The sequence below is a fragment of the Pedobacter deserti genome, assembly GCF_024436415.1.
Taxonomy (GTDB): domain Bacteria; phylum Bacteroidota; class Bacteroidia; order Sphingobacteriales; family Sphingobacteriaceae; genus Pedobacter; species Pedobacter faecalis.
The window spans coordinates 1,700,807-1,720,292 of the sequence record NZ_JAFMZQ010000001.1; the positions used below are offsets into that span (position 1 = coordinate 1,700,807).

The 19,486-nt window shown below is 49.7% G+C and carries 12 protein-coding genes; 9 read left to right on the top strand and 3 right to left on the bottom strand.

Annotated features, from left to right (window positions below; all coding sequences use genetic code 11):
• Positions 1 to 52 precede the first annotated feature (52 nt).
• The 3 genes from J3P40_RS07720 (at position 53) to J3P40_RS07730 (ending at position 5,693) form a co-directional block, all read left to right on the top strand.
• Positions 53 to 1,585 (top strand): PAS domain-containing sensor histidine kinase, encoded by a 1,533-nt coding sequence (locus J3P40_RS07720; protein ID WP_256004322.1) that lies wholly within the window; start codon positions 53 to 55, stop codon positions 1,583 to 1,585.
• Between the two features lie 69 nt (positions 1,586 to 1,654).
• Positions 1,655 to 3,751: a CehA/McbA family metallohydrolase domain-containing protein gene (locus J3P40_RS07725; protein WP_256004323.1), complete on the top strand. Its 2,097-nt coding sequence runs from the start codon at positions 1,655 to 1,657 to the stop codon at positions 3,749 to 3,751.
• Positions 3,752 to 3,842: 91 nt separating this feature from the next.
• Positions 3,843 to 5,693, top strand: a complete 1,851-nt coding sequence (locus tag J3P40_RS07730; RefSeq protein WP_256004324.1) for a glycoside hydrolase family 2 protein — start codon at positions 3,843 to 3,845, stop codon at positions 5,691 to 5,693.
• 115 nt (positions 5,694 to 5,808) lie between these two features.
• Here J3P40_RS07730 and J3P40_RS07735 read toward each other — a convergent pair whose 3' ends face one another.
• Together J3P40_RS07735 and J3P40_RS07740 are read right to left on the bottom strand one after the other, a co-directional pair.
• Positions 5,809 to 7,017: an ATP-binding protein gene (locus J3P40_RS07735; protein ID WP_256004326.1), complete on the bottom strand. Its 1,209-nt coding sequence runs from the start codon at positions 7,015 to 7,017 to the stop codon at positions 5,809 to 5,811.
• 139 nt (positions 7,018 to 7,156) lie between these two features.
• Positions 7,157 to 7,321: a hypothetical protein gene (locus tag J3P40_RS07740; protein ID WP_256004328.1), complete on the bottom strand. Its 165-nt coding sequence runs from the start codon at positions 7,319 to 7,321 to the stop codon at positions 7,157 to 7,159.
• Between the two features lie 58 nt (positions 7,322 to 7,379).
• Between J3P40_RS07740 and J3P40_RS07745 the strand changes: the two genes are divergently transcribed.
• From J3P40_RS07745 to J3P40_RS07760, 4 genes are read left to right on the top strand one after another with little or no spacing between them, the layout of a single operon-like run.
• A complete protein-coding gene (locus J3P40_RS07745) occupies positions 7,380 to 10,631 on the top strand; it encodes a SusC/RagA family TonB-linked outer membrane protein (RefSeq protein WP_256004329.1) in 3,252 nt (1,083 codons plus the stop codon).
• A 17-nt stretch (positions 10,632 to 10,648) separates the two neighbouring features.
• Positions 10,649 to 12,571, top strand: coding sequence for a RagB/SusD family nutrient uptake outer membrane protein (locus J3P40_RS07750; RefSeq protein WP_256004330.1), 1,923 nt, complete (start codon positions 10,649 to 10,651; stop codon positions 12,569 to 12,571).
• Positions 12,572 to 12,607: 36 nt separating this feature from the next.
• Complete coding sequence (locus tag J3P40_RS07755; RefSeq protein WP_256004331.1) at positions 12,608 to 13,831, top strand: DUF5000 domain-containing lipoprotein; 1,224 nt, start codon at positions 12,608 to 12,610, stop codon at positions 13,829 to 13,831.
• Positions 13,832 to 13,862: 31 nt separating this feature from the next.
• Complete coding sequence (locus J3P40_RS07760; protein ID WP_256004333.1) at positions 13,863 to 15,077, top strand: DUF5000 domain-containing lipoprotein; 1,215 nt, start codon at positions 13,863 to 13,865, stop codon at positions 15,075 to 15,077.
• Between the two features lie 11 nt (positions 15,078 to 15,088).
• On the opposite strand, the gene J3P40_RS07765 is transcribed toward J3P40_RS07760, so the two are convergent.
• On the bottom strand, positions 15,089 to 15,973 hold the full coding sequence (locus J3P40_RS07765) for an AraC family transcriptional regulator (protein WP_256004335.1): 885 nt from the start codon (positions 15,971 to 15,973) through the stop codon (positions 15,089 to 15,091).
• Positions 15,974 to 16,079: 106 nt separating this feature from the next.
• Between J3P40_RS07765 and J3P40_RS07770 the strand changes: the two genes are divergently transcribed.
• Both J3P40_RS07770 and J3P40_RS07775 read left to right on the top strand, forming a co-directional pair.
• Positions 16,080 to 18,023 carry a glycoside hydrolase family 97 protein gene (locus tag J3P40_RS07770; protein WP_256004337.1) on the top strand — a complete coding sequence of 648 codons (1,944 nt, stop codon included), beginning with the start codon at positions 16,080 to 16,082 and terminating at the stop codon, positions 18,021 to 18,023.
• A gap of 66 nt (positions 18,024 to 18,089) precedes the next feature.
• Entirely contained in the window at positions 18,090 to 19,436 is a 1,347-nt protein-coding gene (locus tag J3P40_RS07775; RefSeq protein WP_256004340.1) for a sugar porter family MFS transporter, read from the top strand.
• Positions 19,437 to 19,486: the final 50 nt, after the last annotated feature.

A 19,486-nucleotide genomic window follows, 5' to 3' on the forward strand; every position in this document is an offset into this window, starting at 1 on the left:
TTTAAAAACAAAATAGTTCGAATCCATATTTGTGTATTGATATTATGCAGATATGAAGAAAAGACAGCCTTTAATATCCTCAGAGTCTCAGTTCGTTGCAATGGCCGCACAGGCCCCTGCAATGGTGTGGGTTTCTGGGCCAGATAAAGTGCCTGTTTATTTCAACGAGGGCTGGCTCGCGTTCAGGGGCCGTACCCTTCAGGACGAGGTTGGAAACGGCTGGTTTGAGGGTATGCATCCCCAGGATGCCGATCGCTTCCTGAACGAATACAGCTTATCATTTAAGTCCCGGCAGGAGTTTAAGATACGCTGTCGTATCGAAAAACATGACAAGGAATTCAGATGGGTTGTACACCATGGTGTGCCTCAGTTTAATGAAGAGGGCGATTTTCTAGGCTATGCAGTAAGCTGTATGGATGTACAGGAATTGTTTATGCTCAACAATGAGCTGGAGGAAACTATTCTCGAACGTACACTCGATCTGGCCGAAAGCGAGCACCGGCTGCGCACCATTGTAGAGAGCGCTCCTTTCCCGATCGGCGTTTACGAAGGCCGCGAAATGCGGATCGTGATGGCCAATAAGAGCATCATAGAAGTATGGGGAAAGGGTAGTAACATTGTCGGTAAACGCTACAGGGAGGTATTGCCTGAACTCGAAAGTCAGGGGATCTATGAGCAGCTCGACCGGGTGTACATGACCGGCGAACCTTATCATGCCAGAAATCAGCAGATCGACCTGGTGGTCGACGGGCAGATGGGTTCGTTTTTCTTCAACTACAGTTTCACGCCGATCTATGATACCAACGGGCATATCTATGGTGTAATAAACACCGCTGCCGACGTCACCGACCTGCAAACTGCGTTGCAGAAGATCGAGAAGAGCCAGGAAGAACTTAGGCAGATTGACCAGCAGAAGGACGATTTTATCGGTATTGCCAGTCACGAACTGAAAACTCCGCTGACTACCCTAACCGGCATCGTACAGTTGCTTCACAGAAAACTGCAGGACAGTCCCGATCCATTTATCTCCGGGGCAATGATCCGCGCAAATAACCAGATCAAGAAGATGATCAGCCTTATTCATAGCTTTCTGAATATCTCCAGGCTTGAGTCGGGCACCATAGTCATCGAGAGTGAGCGCTTCTCCATCAACAAGTTGATCAAGGAGATGGTAGAGGAGATACAGATGACCTCCCCGTATCACGACATTATTTATTCCGATTGCGAGCCGGTTACCGTATATGCGGACCATGAAAAGATCGGATCGGTAATTTCAAACCTGCTCAGTAACGCCGTAAAGTACTCACCGCGTGGTAAAAATATTGAAGTGAAATGTGTGCGTTCAGGCGATATGCTGCTCACCAGCGTCGCCGACGAAGGTATGGGCATAAAACCGGAAGATGTCGAAAAGATATTCGACCGTTACTATCGCGTAGAATCTGATCATACCAGGTCTATTTCGGGCTTTGGCATCGGTTTATATTTAAGTGCGGAGATCGTTAAACGTCACGGCGGCCGCATCTGGCTGGAGAGCGAGAAGGGCATAGGCTCAACGTTTTATTTCACCCTTCCGGTTGCCGACTGAGATTATTTTTCTATCTTGAGCCTTCAAATGGCTCCCGGGCCGCTTTTGTAACCAAATTAACTACACAATATGAAGAAAAATTTAGCGCGTATCTTCGGATTGCTGCTAATCGGTATTTCTGCGGGTTCATCCCTTTCCGCGCAGATTAAAGCAGACATCAAAAATCTTGATCAGAAAAATGAAGCCGTTGTTAGTCAGCAAGGGCACATCCTTAATTTAAGCTGGCCGGCCGGCAACGGGTCTACCGGAAAAGTGCAGTTCGACCTGCAAAATGGCAAGCCGCTTTTTAAAGTCATCAGCATCGGTAAAGGCGCCGCGCAGAAAAACATATCAGAAGGGGTAGATCCGGCGTTCCTGCTCAGTGTTGGGAAGCGCGATCTCATGTCGCAAAACGGATGGAACATCTTTTTCGACAAGGTTCCGCTGAGGCCCTATAAGACCTATACGGTAGAGCTAAAGAAAAACTCAGCCTCAGTCAGAACGGTAGGAAGCCGCACCGTCGTGCGCATCGGAAAGGTTAAGGCCGATCGTTTCTCGGGCGACCTGGAAGTGACGTTCTACAACGGAAGCCCAATGTTTAACATCGCTGCCGTAATGAGTACCGATGTAGATGCTACGGCAATCGTATACGATGCAGGTCTTATAGACCGCAGTGGCAGCTGGAAGAACGTGGTGTGGACGAGCACCGACGAAAAGATGCAAACTGCAGCGGTTGTGGCCAGCGATAATGCGACCAATCTGAAAGTAAGATACCGCAGCATTGCCGCACAGGGCAAAGAAGGAACGCTCGCTGTATTCCCGGCCCCGCACCAGTACTTCTATCCGCTCGACGAAGCTTTCAACCTGAAGTTTACCTGGTATGGCAACAAATACCGCGATCAGCTTAACGGCTACGGCATCGGTATCCGGCAGGATCTGGAGGGCGACCGCCGTTTTGTGCCATGGTTTAACGCCCCGCCTAAAACACAGCAGCGGCTCAATTTCTTCTGTCTGATCAGTGATCAGGGCAATGATGACGCCTTTGCGCAGATCAAACGCTTCACCAATAACGATACTTACGCCAAGCTGCCCGGCTTCAAAACCATGTCGAGCCACTTCCACAACGAGTTCATCATGAGTGTTGTACTGGCAGGCAAACCAATCCCGGAAAAGCCGGAGTTCGTCGATGTATTCAAGCGAGGCGGCGTAGATATGGTACACCTTGGTGAGTTCCATTACACGGCCAACCCTAAGGGCCCAGATTCCCTGCGTCTGCGTGAACTGAAAGCATTATTTGAGCAGTGCGAGCGTTTGTCGGACGACCAGTTTCTGCTGATACCCGGCGAAGAGCCTAACGAATTTTTTGGCGGACACTGGCTGCAGATATTTCCAAAGCCGGTATACTGGGTGATGTCGCGCCGCCGCGATGTACCCTTTGTTGAGAACAAGCCCGGTTTCGGAAAAGTATATCATGTAGGTAACAAGGAAGAGATGCTTCGCCTGCTCGAAGAAGAGAATGGCCTGGCATGGACCGCGCATGCCCGTACCAAAGGATCAGTAAACGCACCGGATATCTACAACCACGAAGCTTTCTTCAAATCAGACCGCTTTATGGGTGCTGCCTGGAAAGCGATGCCCGCCGATCTCTCGCAGCCTCGTATGGGTAAAAGAGTGCTCGACCTGATGGACGATATGAACAACTGGGGCGAAAAGAAAACGGTAATTGCCGAGGCCGACTTATTTACCATTACGCACGAAAACGAGATGTATGCCCACATGAATGTGAACTATATGATGCTAGACAAGCTGCCCAAGTACAGCGAAGGCTGGCAGCCGGTAGTAGATGCCATGCAGAAAGGTAAGTTCTTCGTGTCAACAGGTGAAGTGCTTATGCCACAACTTACTTTCAACGGCAAGATTTCGGGTGAAACCTTCTCGCTGAACGCTGGCGGACTGGCAGATATGACGCTTAAGCTGCGCTGGACCTTCCCGATGAACTTTATTGAGATCATCTCAGGTGACGGCGAGAAAGTGTACCGCGAACGCATCGATTTATCGAAAACCAGAGCCTACGGCGAGCAGGTGTTTAACCACAAAGCCAAGCTGGCCGGCCGCAAATGGGTTAGGGTAGAAGCCTGGGACATCGCTGCCAACGGTGCCTTCAGTCAGACCTTCCACATCAAATGAGACAAAAGATTAAAACTATGAGACGGATCTGAATCCAACATCCTGTTTAAAAGACAATATTTGAGGTTAACTTTTAAGAATAAAACAAACAATGAACAAAAACCTGTTATTATCTGCTGCACTCTCCTGCATGGCTTTGTATGCCAGTGCGCAGACGAATCAGTGGAAGCCTGTCCCCGGCAAAATCATGTCGCCCTGGGCCGAAAAGGTAGATCCAACAAATGTACTTCCTGAATATCCGCGCCCGCAAATGGAGCGTGCGGCCTGGAAAAACCTGAACGGGCTTTGGGACTACTCGATCACCCCGAAAGAGGTGTCGGCCAAGCCTAAAAGCTTCCAGGGTAAAATACTGGTTCCCTTCGCTGTAGAGAGCGCGCTTTCTGGCGTTGGTAAAACCGTGGGCAAAGACAGTGTGCTTTGGTACAATACCACTTTTACCGTGCCTGCCAATTTAAAAGGCAAGACCTTGTTACTGCACTTCGGGGCGGTCGACTGGCGCTCGGAAGTTTACGTAAACGGCAAAAAGGCCGGTACGCATGAAGGCGGTTTCGATCCGTTCAACTTCGATATCACCAAGCTGGTAAAGGGCTCGGGCAAACAGGAGCTTACCGTAAGGGTATGGGATCCGACCGATCAGGGTCCGCAGCCGCGTGGTAAGCAGGTGCGCAAACCGGAAGGAATCTGGTACACGCCTGTAACCGGTATCTGGCAAACCGTATGGCTGGAAGGCGTAGCGCCGACTTACCTGGCCAACGTAAAGCAAACTCCGGATATCGACGCGCAAACGCTGACCGTAGAGCCTAAGGTAAGCAATGCCAGGGCGGGCGACCAGGTGCGTATCTCGGCATGGGATGGAGGCAGGAAGGTAGCAGAAACCACTATAGATGCTTCTTCTACAGCTAGCCTGAAAATCAGCAACCCTAAACTTTGGGATACCAAAACGCCATTCCTATACGACCTTAAGGTTGCCGTAGTTAGAGGAGGCAAAGCCATCGATAGCGTAAAAAGCTATTTCGCTATGCGTAAAATCTCCCATGCGCCCGATAAGAATGGTATTCAGCGTATGCTGCTTAACAATAAATTTGTATTCCAGTTTGGCCCTCTCGATCAGGGATGGTGGCCAGATGGTTTATACACCGCGCCGAGTGATGAGGCATTGGTTTTTGATGTGATCAAGACCAAGGAGATGGGCTTCAACATGATCCGTAAACACATTAAGGTAGAGCCTGCAAGGTGGTACCATGCCTGCGACAAACTGGGCATGCTGGTTTGGCAGGATATGCCAAGCGGCGACCTTGGAAACCGCTGGGACAGTCGGCCAGGTGTATACGGCAGGGCAACAGACAAGAAGCGCACACCAGAATCTGAAGGTTATTACCGTAAGGAATGGACCGCCATTATGGATGCGCTGCATAATTCACCAAGTATCGTGGTTTGGGTGCCTTTCAACGAAGCATGGGGGCAGTTTAAAACCGTAGAGATTACCGAGTGGACCATGAAGAAAGATCCATCGCGACTGGTTAACGCCGCCAGCGGGGGTAACTTCTTCCTGACCGGTCACATCATCGACTTGCACCACTATCCAGAGCCGGCTATGCCTACACCCGAACTGTTCGGTAAAGAGCGTGTCCTCGTACTCGGAGAGTACGGCGGTTTAGGATTGCCGGTAGACGGCCACGTATGGCAGCAGAAAGACAACTGGGGTTACCAGAGCTTTAAGACAGCCGACGATATGTTTAAACGCTATTCCACCTTCATAGACGACATGAAGAAACTTATCGACGACGGTCTTTCGGCTGCGGTTTATACACAAACCACCGACGTAGAAGTAGAAACCAATGGTTTCATGACCTACGATCGTAAAGTCATCAAAATACCCGTACAGCGTTTGAAAAGCGTAAACGACAAGCTCTATACAGGCAACAATGCGCTGATGCCTTAAAAAGGGCGCTCAACCCATACACTATTACTCACTTGAAGCCTATCATACGCTATAAAAGCGATATAGGCTTCAAGTGTTTTAAGGGAATACCCCGCTGGCAATTCCATAAAACATGTTAAGCCATCAGGTACTCATGAGCTGGCACAAGCCTGATAGTAAGGTTTTCTTCCTTAAACTGATCTTTCTCATCAAGTGTAACTATAACTCCTTCCGTTAAGTTAAAAAACTTCATGGCTTCCACTAGACCGTTGTATTCGCGTTTAAAGTTATTATCGTCTATCTGGAAACAAACCTGCAGGGCTTCCTGGGCTTTGCCTTTTTCAAATCTGATGAAATCGCATTCTCCGTTATCTCTATAATAATACAGTTTTCCGCTTTTTCTACGCAAGTGCAGGTAGATCAGGTTTTCAAGCTTGTGCCCCGTATTTTCGCTAAATGCAGTGCTGGTAGCTGTAATAAGACCGGTGTCTATGGCATACACCTTTTTGGGATTGCGTGCCTGTACTTTTAGAGAATAGCTAAACATGGGCATAAACTCTATGAGGTATGCGTTTTTTAACCAGGCAAAATATTCCAGTATCGTTGCACTGGATTTGATGCCAAAAAGATCTGTTAATTTGTTAGCGGAAATTAAACTGCCTACATTGGAAATCAGATAAACCGCCATTTGCTTTAATGATTCTACGTCTCTTAATGCATGCCTTACCGCTATGTCGCGTACCAATATGTCTTCCATCAAACTCTGGAGTATCAGTTCCTGGCCGGTTTTGACAAATTCAGGAAAGCCGCCTGTGGTCAGGTAGGCTTGTAACGAGCTAACGTTGGCTGTCTTACCGGTAAAACCTAGATATTCCGCATAAGAAAAGGGAAACATTTCGATAGAGATGTGCCTGCCTGTTAAGTGGGTGCCCAGTTCTTTACTCAGTAGTGAGGCATTAGACCCAGTTATGAATACCGTGTAACCTTCCCTTAGCAATTGGTGCACAAAGATTTCCCATTTGGGTACGAGTTGTATCTCGTCGAAAAACAACACGTTCACTTCTCTTTTTACAACTTCCTGCTGCAAACGGGTCAGATCAGCAGTTTCGAAGCCAACCAGGCGCAGATCTTCAAAATTGAAATAGATGGCATTTTCGTATTTCTGTTTTATGATCTGCAAAAGCAGGGTGCTTTTGCCGCATCGCCGGACGCCACTGATAATGGTAGCAAAACTATCTATAATAGGTATGGTTGTAAGTGCCTGCCTGGGTAGGGTATCTTCTTTTTTAAAAAAAGATTCTTGCTGGGCATCTATTACTAAAGCGATCTGCTCCTGTCTGTACATTTGCTTAGTTTGTTACAAATGTAACTATTATTCATTACTAATGAAAGATATTATTCATTACTAATGAAAGATATTGTTTGACCTTGTCAATAAAGCTTCCCCACTAGTTTAAGAAGGCGACAATGGTTGGGTTCGTTTATTACCATAAATTTCCATGCCGCCGCGGAAGAGTATTGTTAAAAGCGGCGACATCGCCAGCTACCTTTTGCTTAGCCGCGACCAGCTTAAACGCATTAGGATTCAGTTGAGGGATAAACAGTTGCTGCGATACTAATGATTGTATTGTCCATGTTTTTTTCTGCATTATCCATTTTTATACCAGTGGTATTGGTCTAAGTTTACTAAACCAAATATGACTAAGTATGAGAAGAATTTTATCATTGCTGATTCCGGCGCTTTTGGTGTTCTGTTATAATTCTTTTGCGCAGACCCAGCCCAAGATTACGATTACTGGTACTGTTACAGATTCCGCGGGTGTAGCCATCCCCGGTGCCAGTGTGGTTGTGGAGAAGGAATCGAAAAACGGGGCCATGACTGGCTCCAACGGTAAGTTTGTTATTGATGTGGTGCCGGGGAGTGTGCTCAAGGTATCTTATGTAGGGTATCTCGACAGGCTGGTTCCGGTTACTGCCGATACAAGAACGCTTACCATTATCCTTAAGGAAAACGCGATACAGGTAGGTGAGGTTGTAGTTACGGCCTTCGGTAAACGCGAACGCAAGGAGGCTCTGGTGGGCTCGGTTACGAGCATTACGCCGGGCGACCTGAAGATTCCGGCGAGTAACCTGACCAATGCGCTGGCGGGCCAGGCGGCAGGGGTTATCGCTTATCAGCGAAGCGGACAGCCAGGGCAGGATAATGCATCTTTTTTCATCAGGGGCGTTACTACGTTCGGGTATAAGCAGGACCCGTTGATCCTGATCGACAACGTGGAGTTGACTACCAATGACCTGGCCAGGCTGCAGGTAGACGATATTGCCAGCTTTGTGATCCTGAAAGATGCGAGTGCAACTGCCCTTTATGGCGCGAGGGGTGCCAACGGCGTGATCCTGGTGAGCACCAAAGAGGGTAAGGAAGGGCCTGCAAAGATCAATTTCAGGTCGGAATACTCCATGTCGCAGTCTACGCAAACGCTTGATCTGGTTGATCCGATCCAGTATATGCATATGTATAACGAGGCTTCGCTAACGCGTGATCCTACGTTGCCTTTGCCTTTTACGCCGACCAAGATCCGCAATACGGAAGCAACCATGGCGGGGGCGCCGGGGAGTAACGAATATGTGTACCCGGCGGTCGACTGGCTCGATATGTTGTTCAAGAAAAATGCAAGCACGCAGCGGAACAACCTGAGTGTAAACGGCGGTGGTTCTGTGGCGAGATATTATATAGCGGGTTCATACAATCGTGATAATGGCGTGTTGAAAACGGATGCACGCAATAACAACGACAATAATGTGAAGTTTCAGAACTATCAGCTGCGCTCGAACGTGAACGTAAACCTGACCAAGACCACTGAGGCTATCGTAAGGCTGTCGGGTACGTTCAGCGATTATAACGGGCCGATCACGGCCGATGGTTCGTTTGCGTCCGACTTGTACAGCGTAGCGATGCATGCGAGTCCGGTGCTGTTCCCCGCGTACTATCCTGCCGATGAGGCTAATGCACGGGCAAATCATATTCTGTTCGGCAACATTGGCGGCCCCGATGGTACGGCGACAAACAGTATCCGTTTCCCTACGGGCAATCCTTATGCACAGTTGCTGCGCGGGCACAAGAACTTTTCGGAGTCACGCATGTCGGCCCAGCTGGAGCTGAACCAGGACTTTAAATTTATTACCGAGGGCCTAAAGTTCAGGGGTATATTTAATACGAACAGGTATTCTTACTTTGATTCCCAACTGGCCTATTCGCCATACTTCTACAGTTACAGCGATTACGACAAGCTAAACAACAGCTATAAACTGACCTGGCTTAACCCGAGAAACAATGTGCCTAACAATGTGCCTACCGAGTATCTGGTGTATAGCAAGAACGAGCCCAATGCCAATTCTTTCTATTATTTGCAGGGGGCGGTCGACTATAACAGGCAGTTTGGAAGCCACAATGTGAGTACTTCACTGATCGGTACCATGCAGCAGACCTTGTATTCGAGTGCCAGAGATCCGCGCACGAATACCACAACACTGCCTTATTCCTTGCCATTCCGCAACATGGGACTTGCTGGCCGGGCTACTTACTCTTACAAGAGCCGGTACTTTGCGGAGTTTAACTTTGGTTACAATGGTTCCGAGCGTTTTTCGGAGGAACACCGCTTTGGTTTCTTCCCAACCTTTGGGGTATCCTGGGTGGCTTCCAATGAAGAGTTTTGGAACACCAATGGTTTCATAAACCGGTTGAAGATCCGCGCGAGTCATGGTCTGGTGGGCAACGACGCTATCGGAAGTCAGCGTTTCTTCTATCTTTCTGATGTTAACCTGAACGGGGGCAATTTCGCGCAGTTTGGGGTCAACAACCAGAACCAGCTGAACGGGGTAACCATACGCAGTTATGCCAACTCAAACATCACCTGGGAAACATCGCGGCAGACCAACCTGGCGGCTGAGATCACTTTCCTGAAAAACTTCAGCATGATTGCTGAGGTATACAAAAACCACCGCTATGATATCTTGCGTGAACGGTTTATTCCATCTACCGAAGGATTTGAAGCGGCAGTGAGTACCAATCTTGGTGAGGTGGATTCTGAAGGTATTGATTTATCGCTCGACTATAAGCAGACTTTTGACAATACGCTCTGGGCTGCTTTACGCGGTAATTTTACATACTCTACCAACAAGTATACTTATATAGAGGAGCCCAATTATGCGGAGAGCTGGCGCAAGTTTATCGGTCAGCCCATCAGTCGCGGCTACGGCTATATTGCAGAACGCCTGTTTGTCGACGACGAAGAGGCACGCAACTCGCCAAGCCAGATCATGTCGACCACCGATGCCTACAACAACCGGATCAACGGTATTTTGCCGCAGGGTGGCGATATTAAGTACCGTGACGTAAATGGCGATGGTAAGATTGACGACCTCGACCAGGTGTTTATGGGTTACCCTACCACACCCGAGATTGTGTATGGTTTCGGCTTCTCGTCTGGTTTTAAAGGCTTCGATCTATCAGCTTTCTTCCAGGGTCAGGCCCGGGTGTCCTTCTTTATCGACCCAAGAAAGGTAAGCCCGTTTCTTGAACGCAACGTGCAATATATAGATGGTAATACGCAGGTGCTGCAGGCATTTGCCGACAGCCACTGGTCGGAAGAAAATCAGGACCTGTATGCGCTGCATCCCCGCCTGGGAATGAGCAACGCAATGGTGGCCAATAACCTGCAGAACAGTACCTGGTGGCTGCGCGACGGTAGCTTTATGCGCCTGAAATCTGTGGAGGTGGGCTATACGCTTCCTGCGCGGATATCCAAATCGCTTAAGTTGTCGGGTTGCAGGTTTTACCTGAACGGGTTAAACCTGATCACCTGGAGTCCTTTTAAAATGTGGGATCCGGAGCTGGGCGGCAATGGTTTTGCCTACCCGGTACAGAAGGTATTCAATTTTGGCTTAAACGTGAACTTATAATCATAATGATGAAAGACATGAGATTCTATCATAAACTGATTTGCCTGGTGCTGCTTTGCGTAACCGGCATGTCATGCAAAAAATATCTGGATGTGGTGCCCAACAATGTGGGCACACTTGACTATGCTTTTTCTAACAGAAACGAAGCCGAGAATTATCTGTACGGATGCTACAATACCTACCAGAGCCTTTGCCGTGATGTGGTGAGCAACCCCGGTTTTACCTTGTCGGCCGAGGTAATTTACCCTAATTTTGAGGGCAATCCGTTCAACAAGATCACTTCACCGGGCTTTTCGCTGGTGAGGGGAGTGCAGAACGTATCGCAGCCGGCGCTCGATTACTGGAGCGGTACGAATGGCGGACAGGCGATCTATGTGGCGATCCGTCGCTGCAACATTATGCTTGAAAATATTGACAAACCGATCGACCTGACAGCGACGGAGAAGAAGCGCTGGATTGCAGAGGTGAAGTTTCTGAAAGCTTACTATCACTATTATCTGATGAGGTTGTATGGCCCGATCGTGCTGATCAAACAAAACAGGCCTGTCGATGGCCCGATTGCGGACACTAAAGTGGCCCGCTCTACGGTCGACGAGTGCTTCGCTTATGTGGAAGAATTACTTACAGAAGCCATCCCTGATCTGCCGCCAACCATCGAGAACCGGATCAATGAATTTGGACGGGTAACGAAATCTATCGGCATGGCCGTAAAGGCCGAGGTGCTTACCACGGCTGCAAGTCCGCTTTTTAATGGCAATCCCGATTATGCTTCGTTCCGTGACAAGTCGGGCAAGGCACTGTTCCCGGCAACTTATGATCAGCAGAAATGGGTTAAGGCGGCTACGGCATGTAAGGAAGCGATCCTGGAATTTGAGTCGCACGGCGGCCGCCTTTATACCGCGGTGCCTTCCGACCAGGTAGAAAACGTGTCGAATGAACTGAAGAACGTACTTACGCTGCAGGCGGCGGTTACCCAGCGCTGGGAGGAGAACCCGGAGCTGATCATGGCTTCGCAGTATGCTTTTGAGTTTCAGGGCTACGTAATTCCGAAGCTGAGTTCAAAAGCTATTGCCTTCAGTAATGAGCATCCTTCCAATTTTGCAGTACCGATCTCGACTGCCGAGCTTTTCTATACCAAGAACGGCGTGCCGATAACCGAGGATAAAACCTGGGATTATGCAAACCGGAATACACCACAGGTAGGTACAGATGCGACGAAGTCTTATATCAAGTCGGGCTACGAAACGGCAAAAGGGCATTTCGATCGCGAACTGCGCTTTTATGCCAGCGTGGGTTTCGATGGGGGTATTTGGTTTGGAAACGGAAAGCGGAATGAAAGTGATGCTTTTTATGTGCAGGCACGGGGGCCTTTCGCCTTTGCGGGACCAAAAAGTGTGTTTGCCACCAATGTAACCGGCTACTGGCCGAAGAAGCTGGGCAACTATTTGTCGGTACTGGATGAGAGTGTGGTGTATCAGCCTTTCCGCATGCCGCTGATCAGGCTAAGCGGACTGTACCTGCTGTATGCCGAGGCCCTTAATGAGAGCTTATCAGCCCCATCCGAAGAAGTTTACACGTATATCGACAAGGTTCGTCAGCGTGCCAAGCTGCCGGGTGTGCGCGAGGCCTGGGCGGCTTACGCTAAAAATCCGAACGACCCGGCCGATAAGAATAAGCTGCGTGCCATCATTCACCAGGAGCGCCGTATTGAGCTGTGTTTTGAGGGACAGATTGGCTGGGACCTGCGCCGCTGGAAGGAACTGCAGGGTGTCTTAAGCCGGCCGCTGCAGGGATGGAATGTGCAGGAGGGCAATGCTGTCGATTACTACCGTCCGCAGACCGTGCTGATCCCCGTGTTTGGCGTTAAGGATTACCTCTGGCCGATCAGAAATACGGATGTGGTGATCAACGAAAATCTTGTCCAGAATCCGTTCTGGTAGTGCAAATATTTGAGATAAATTTTGATTGACTGAGAGATGAAAAATATAGATTTCAAAAAAGCTTTCCGGTTTATGCTGCTTCCCGCGATGTTGCTGGGTGCGCTGGCTGCTTGTAAAAAAGCCGACACGGTTGCGGAGGTGGTGTCTGATGATATGACCAAGCCAGGCGTGGTCACCAACGTAAAGGTGGAAAATTTTAATGGTGGTGCGAGGATCATGTACCGCCTTCCTGATTCGAAAAACCTGTTGTACGTCCTGGCGCAATACCCGATCAACGATAACCGGGTGAGGGAAACCAAGGCGAGTTATTATACCGACACGATTGTGGTCGACGGCTTTGCCAGGGAAAAGGAATATGAGGTTACGCTGTATGCAGTAAGCCGGGCCAACGTGAAATCGGATCCGGTAGTGGTAAAGGTGAGCCCTAAGAAGCCGAACTACCTGCTGATCAACTCGAACCTGGAGATCAGCCCTGATTTTGGCGGGGCAAATTTCTTCGGGTTGAACACCAACCGTGTACCGGTTTCGCTGCACATGCTGGTGTACAACGAGCGGACAAAATCCTACGAAGAGCAGGAGCCCGAATACATCAATGGCGACACCATCGATGTGTCGGTAAGGAATCTGCCGCCTACCCCGCAAAAGGTTGGGGTATATACGATGGACAGGTTTGGCAATGCGTCAGACACGGTGTTTAAAACGCTGACGCCCCTGGCGGAGTCGGTGCTCGACAAATCGAAGTTCTTCGTGTACCGCCTGCCTAGCGACGCACCGATCGGCTATGGCTGGGAGTTCCGGTATTTCTTTGATGGTAACCTGGGCGATCCGGGCTGGCATACGTTGAGCGCACCTAAAACGATCGGCACGTTTGGCCTGGGTGTAGAAGCCAAGATCAGCCGTTTTATGCTTTGGCAGCGGCCGTCTGAGTATTATGCTTATCAGAATACGCGGAAGTTTACCGTTTGGGGCTCCGAGAAGCAAAACCCTGCCGACGCTTCATTGCCGGGCAGTTCAGCGCCGGGCACGGTGGTGGGCGACTGGATAAACATGGGTAATTTTGCCTTCCCGAATCCGCCATCAGGCTTACCAGCAAATCAGGCCAATGCGGCTGATAAGGAGTTTGTGTCTAAGGGTGTGAACTTTACGATGCCAAGACTCGCACCTTCGGTAAGGTATATCCGCTTCCATGTTACCCAAACCTGGGGCGGGCAAGATTATGTGAACGCTATGGAGATCACTTTGTATGGCAATCCGTTGTAAGCAAACTATCGTTAATCTAAACACGACAAAAATGAAAACCATTTTCCATATCGCGTTAATTGCAGTTGCGACCCTTACGCTGGCGAGCTGTAAAAAGTACGCTGACGATTATAAGGAATTTCTCGAAAATAAAGAGATCACCTATCCGGGCCTGGCAACCAATGTGGGCTATCAGGCGGGCAACCTCCGTACGGTCCTGTACTGGAGCCCGAGTCCCGATCCAAGTATCAAAAGCTATCTGGTAACCTGGAACAACGGGGCCGACTCTCTGGTGGTCAATGCCACATCGAACGACCCCGCGGTTAAGATGAGCGTTTCTATTCCGAACCTCAATGAATATGTATACAGCTTTAAGATTGTAGCCCGCGACGCGCAAGGCAACAAATCCGTGGGTCAGGAACTGAACAACGTCAGGGTATATGGCCCGGCTTATATCGCCAGCCTGATCAACCGCTCGCACGATGCAGCCAATCCTTATGTCGTTAACAGCCCCGCCTCAGTGGTGCTTCATTTCAATAAGGCGGATTCTGCGAATTTCTCTACAAAGATCCGATACACCAACACCTCGGACGTGGTGGAGGAGAAGGCTCTCGCTCCGGATGAAAACTCAGTGACGCTAACCAATTATAAATTTGGTACGCCAGTGCAGTATAAGTCGGCCTACAAGCCCGAAAAAACTGCCGCGGATGCTTTTGAGGTAGGCGCTTACAGTGATTTCCCGGTCATCAAGGCCATCGTGGAGTATGATAAGGCACTGTTTGCCAAGCGCAACCTGCCTACCGACATCCGGTCGGAATACGGCTGGGAACTGCAGTATCTGTGGGATAAAAAAACGGCTGAAAATGCGGGGCCAGGCTTTCATACGCCGGGTACGTCTATGCCACAGTGGTTTACCGTTGATCTGGGCGTAAAAGCCAAGCTTGATCATTTCAGGGTATGGCAGCGCACTTCGGCGCTCTATGATGTGGGTAACCTGAAACAGTTTGAGCTGTGGGGCAGTAACGATCCGTCGTCCGATGGCAGTTTTGATAGCTGGACCAAGCTGGGTACTTTCAACTCTTTCAAGCCGTCAGGGTTGCCCAAGGGCCAGGTAAGTGATGCCGACCGCAACTTTGCCGCCGCGGGCGAGAAGTTTACCGTAGAAGGCTTGCCGGAATACCGCTATGTCAGGTTTAAGGTGCTGGAAACCTGGGGCGGGGCCAATTACCTGCACCTGATGGAGTTGTCCTTCTTTAAGCAATTGTAATTTGGCCGGTATCATTTTTTATGCTTCTTGCGATACTCTGAGGGCGAAGTGCCCATCAGTTTACTAAAGAGCCTTGAAAAGTAATACTGGTCTTCAATACCGATCAGGTTGCATATCTGCTTGATACTTTTATCTGTGAAGTAGAGGTACTGACAGGAATGCTGGATTTTTAATTGGTTGTAATAGGAAATGGGCGAAATGCCCGTTTTCTGTTTAAAGATCCGGAGGTAATGCGACAGGGATATTTTCTGCTGTTCGGCAAGCTGGTTGATGGACAGCTTTTTATCGAGGTTAGCCTTCATGTACAATATGGAATTGCTGATGGCATCCTGGCTGTTTACGATCGGGTTGATCTCCCTGTAATAAATCAGTGAGGTAACAAAATGAAGCACACGGAAGTTCATGATTTCCATGTCGCGCGCATTAAAGCTCTGCTCCAGAATGGTATAAATCTGGTTGAACAGCTGAATGCGGTATTCTTCAAAAGGGATGGCGTGGACCTGGTGCTGACCATCGCTGAGCGAGCGTTCATAAATGGTTCTTGAATTGGTGCCGCTAAAATGCAGCCAGTAAATGCTCCATGGCGCTTTAACCGAACTGTAATACCGGTGCGGCACGTTCTTGGGGATGATAAAAAAGGTATTCGCTTTCAGTTCATAGGTGGTATTGTCCATCTCTATGCGTCCTTCGCCGTCTATGCAGTATAGCAGGATGAACTCTGCCGAGCCGGTTTTCCGTTCACGGTCGTGCCCCGTAGCATGCGGATAATACCCGATCGCGGTAAGGTAAAATGGGCTGATCAACGGGTTATTCTTGATGCTCTTCCTGATGTTGGGGGTCAGGACAATCATTTTCTGACCCAGAAAGCCTTCCTTTATTTTCTTTGGTTCTTCCATCTAATCAAATGTAATAAAAAGTCCATGTTTTCCTCCTTATCGTCCATTGATGACACCTCTTTTTTAGGCGAGATTTACTTTTATTGAACGAGCCAATATATTCCTTATGAACAAATTGATCACGCTAAGCAGCTGCGTGGCACTGCTGATTTGCCTGCTATCTGCCCAAAACATAGATGCCGCCGACGGCCGCTATGCACTTAGCTCCCCGGATAAAAGAATGTCTATTTCCCTTGCGGCGGGCGACAGTCTCCGGTACAGCGTACGCTATAACGAGAAGGAGATTTTACATCCTTCTGCAATATCGATGCGTTTGGGCGACCGCACCTTGGGGCCGGCAGCAAATATATTACGTACATCGGCTGTAAGAGCCAAAGACTACAATGAACTGGTCATCTCCTTTAAGGAGGATTTTGACCTGGTGTTGCGCGCATATAACGAGGGGGTGGCGTACCGCTTTGTGACCCGCATCTCGGATTCAGTAACCGTCGTGGCAGAGCAGGCCGACTTCCGGTTGGAAGGCGATCCCGCGGTGATCTGGCAGGAAACGGACAACTATACCACCTGGGAGGGTTCTTATATCCGCCATGATGCCTTTTCTAAAGTGGTCGACCTGAAACGGGCCACTACACCGGCTTTGTTCAGCGACACATTGCAGCGCATCAGGATCATCCTGGCTGAGTCGGACGTGTTTGATTATCCGGGTATGTACCTGCAGAAGCAGGGCGAGATGCTACGGGGCGAGTGGGCGGGGTACCCTGCTAAGACGGTAATGGGCAGCTGGGGCAATTTTGTTTCGGTAGTGAAGGAACGTGCAGGTTTCCTGGCGCGGACCAGCGGCAGCAGGAGTTTTCCATGGAGGGTGGTGATGGCGACAGATGATGATCGCTCTTTGCTGACCAACAGGCTGATTGCAAAGCTTGCGAGGCCTAATGTGCTCAAAGATATTTCCTGGATAAAGCCGGGAAAGGCCACCTGGGAGTGGTGGCATGATGCCTTGCTTCCGGGCGCTCCAGTGGCGTCGGGTATGGGCAACAGGAATACGGCGCTGTATAACTATTATGTGGATTTTGCAACGGCGGGCAAACTGGAATACCTCATGATTGATGCGGGCTGGTCGGATAATTACGACGTGACCAAAGTAAACCCGAAGCTTGATGTAAAGGCTGTGATCAGTCGCGCCCGCGACAAGCAAGTGGGTGTGTTCCTATGGTGTGTAGCTAGTTCCATTCTGAAGGACCTCGATAAAAGTCTCGATTTTATCGCCTCGACAGGAGCGGTCGGCATCAAAGTCGATTTCTTCGACCGCGACGACCAGTTGGCTATCCGCTTGATGGAGACGATTGCTATGGAATGCGCCAAGCGGAAGCTGATGGTTAATTTTCATGGCTGCCCAAAACCCACGGGCCTTGAAATAACCTATCCGAATGTCGTTAACTATGAGGCGGTGCGGGGGGCGGAGTCGCACAAATGGGACTATTCCATTACGCCTGATCATCACCTGATCATCCCTTTTATACGTATGCTGGCAGGGCCGATGGACTACACCCCTGGAGCTATGCGCAATAAGACTAAGGCCGATTTCAAACCGATAGATCCCGGTCTGCCCTCAGGCCAGGGCACCAGGTGCCATGAACTGGCCATGTTTGTGGTTTATCGTCAGCCTTTCGGTATGCTGGCCGATTCGCCCACTGCGTATATGCAGTATCCTGATATTATGCAATATCTTTCTCAGGTTCCCGCAGTGTGCGATGAAACCAGGGTGCTAAGTGCTGAACTTGCGGAATATGCGGTGGTGGCCAAACGCAAGGGGCGCGACTGGTACCTGGGGGCCATGACCAACTGGACCGGCCGAACGCTGGAGGTCGACTTTGGCTTTTTACCTGCAGGCCGCACTTACGAAGTGGTGCTGTATACTGATGGACAAAACGCGGAGGTGGATGCGGAGCTGTACGACTGCAAAACGCTGCGGGTGACCAGTAAAACGAAGATCAGCCTTAAACTGGCTCCGGGTGGCGGAGCGGCAGCGGTAATAAAGTCCATCTTTTAACAGCAATTATCTATTTGGTTTTAAACGATAAACAGGCAATTTTAAATCAACCAATATAAACATCGAATGCAGACTGAACAACTCACTTTTAACCACAGGTACATCATCGGTATATCTTTTATTTCGGCCCTCGGGGGTTACCTCTTTGGTTTCGACTTTGCCGTTATTTCCGGTGCGCTGCCTTTCTTGCGGACCGCCTTTATGCTCGACGCCTGGTGGGAGGGATTCCTGACAGGATCACTTGCCCTTGGCTGCATTGTCGGCTGCCTTATTGCGGGTAATATAGCCGATAGGTATGGCAGGCGGCCCGGGCTGCTCATCGCGGCATTGATCTTCGCGCTGTCGTCGCTGGCCATCGCGGTGTCGCCCAGCCTCAGCTTCTTCGTCATCATGCGTTTCGCTGCCGGCATTGGGGTTGGTATGGCTTCTATGCTGTGTCCTATGTATATCGCAGAGATTTCGCCGGCTAAGGTACGGGGACGAAATGTGGCGATCAACCAGCTTACCGTGGTTATAGGTATCCTGGTCACGAACCTGGTCAACTACCTGCTAGCGGGCACGGGCGAAGACGCCTGGCGCTGGATGTTCGGACTGGGCGTGGTGCCCTCGGTGATCTTCCTGATCGGTGTGTTATGGCTGCCTGAAAGTCCACGCTGGCTGGTGAAAGCGGGCCGAATGGAAGAGGCCAGAAAGGTACTCCTTAAACTGGGCTCGGAAGGCTTCGTCGACAGTACCTTCAATGATATTGAAAAGTCACTCAGCGGCGCGAAGAAGATGTCGTTCAAAGCCGTCTTCGAAAAAAGCGTACGGCCAGCTGTGATCGTCGGTATCGTGCTGGCCGTGTTCCAGCAGTTGTGCGGCATTAACGTGGTGTTTAATTATACCTCAACCATATTTGAATCAGTAGGCGCAAATCTCGATCAGCAATTATTTGAGACGATCTCTATAGGCGCTGTAAACCTGGTTTTTACCGTCTTGGCGATGTGGCAGGTAGACAAACTGGGGAGAAAGCCGCTCATGCTTATCGGTTCATTGGGCTTGTCGGCCGTATACCTCATTCTGGCCTACCTGCTGCAGAACCAGTTTCCCGCGGCTGCGGTATCTGTCTTTGTACTGCTGGCCATCAGCATGTATGCCATCTCCATTGCGCCGGTCACCTGGGTACTGATCTCGGAAATCTTCCCGAACCGTGTAAGGGGAGCGGCTTCTACAGTAGCCATCGTATCCCTGTGGGCTGCCTATTTTATCCTGGTCTTCACCTTTCCTGTACTGGCCGAAAAGCTTGGCACCTTCGGGCCGTTCTACTTATACGCCGGAATATGCTTCCTGGGCTTCCTGTTCATTAAAAGCAGGGTGCGGGAAACCAAAGGACAAACCCTGGAAGAACTGGAAGACAATTTTGTGCGCCACTGACAGGCTCTGCCAGAATAACAACAGTTTAATCATTACTACATCAAAAAATA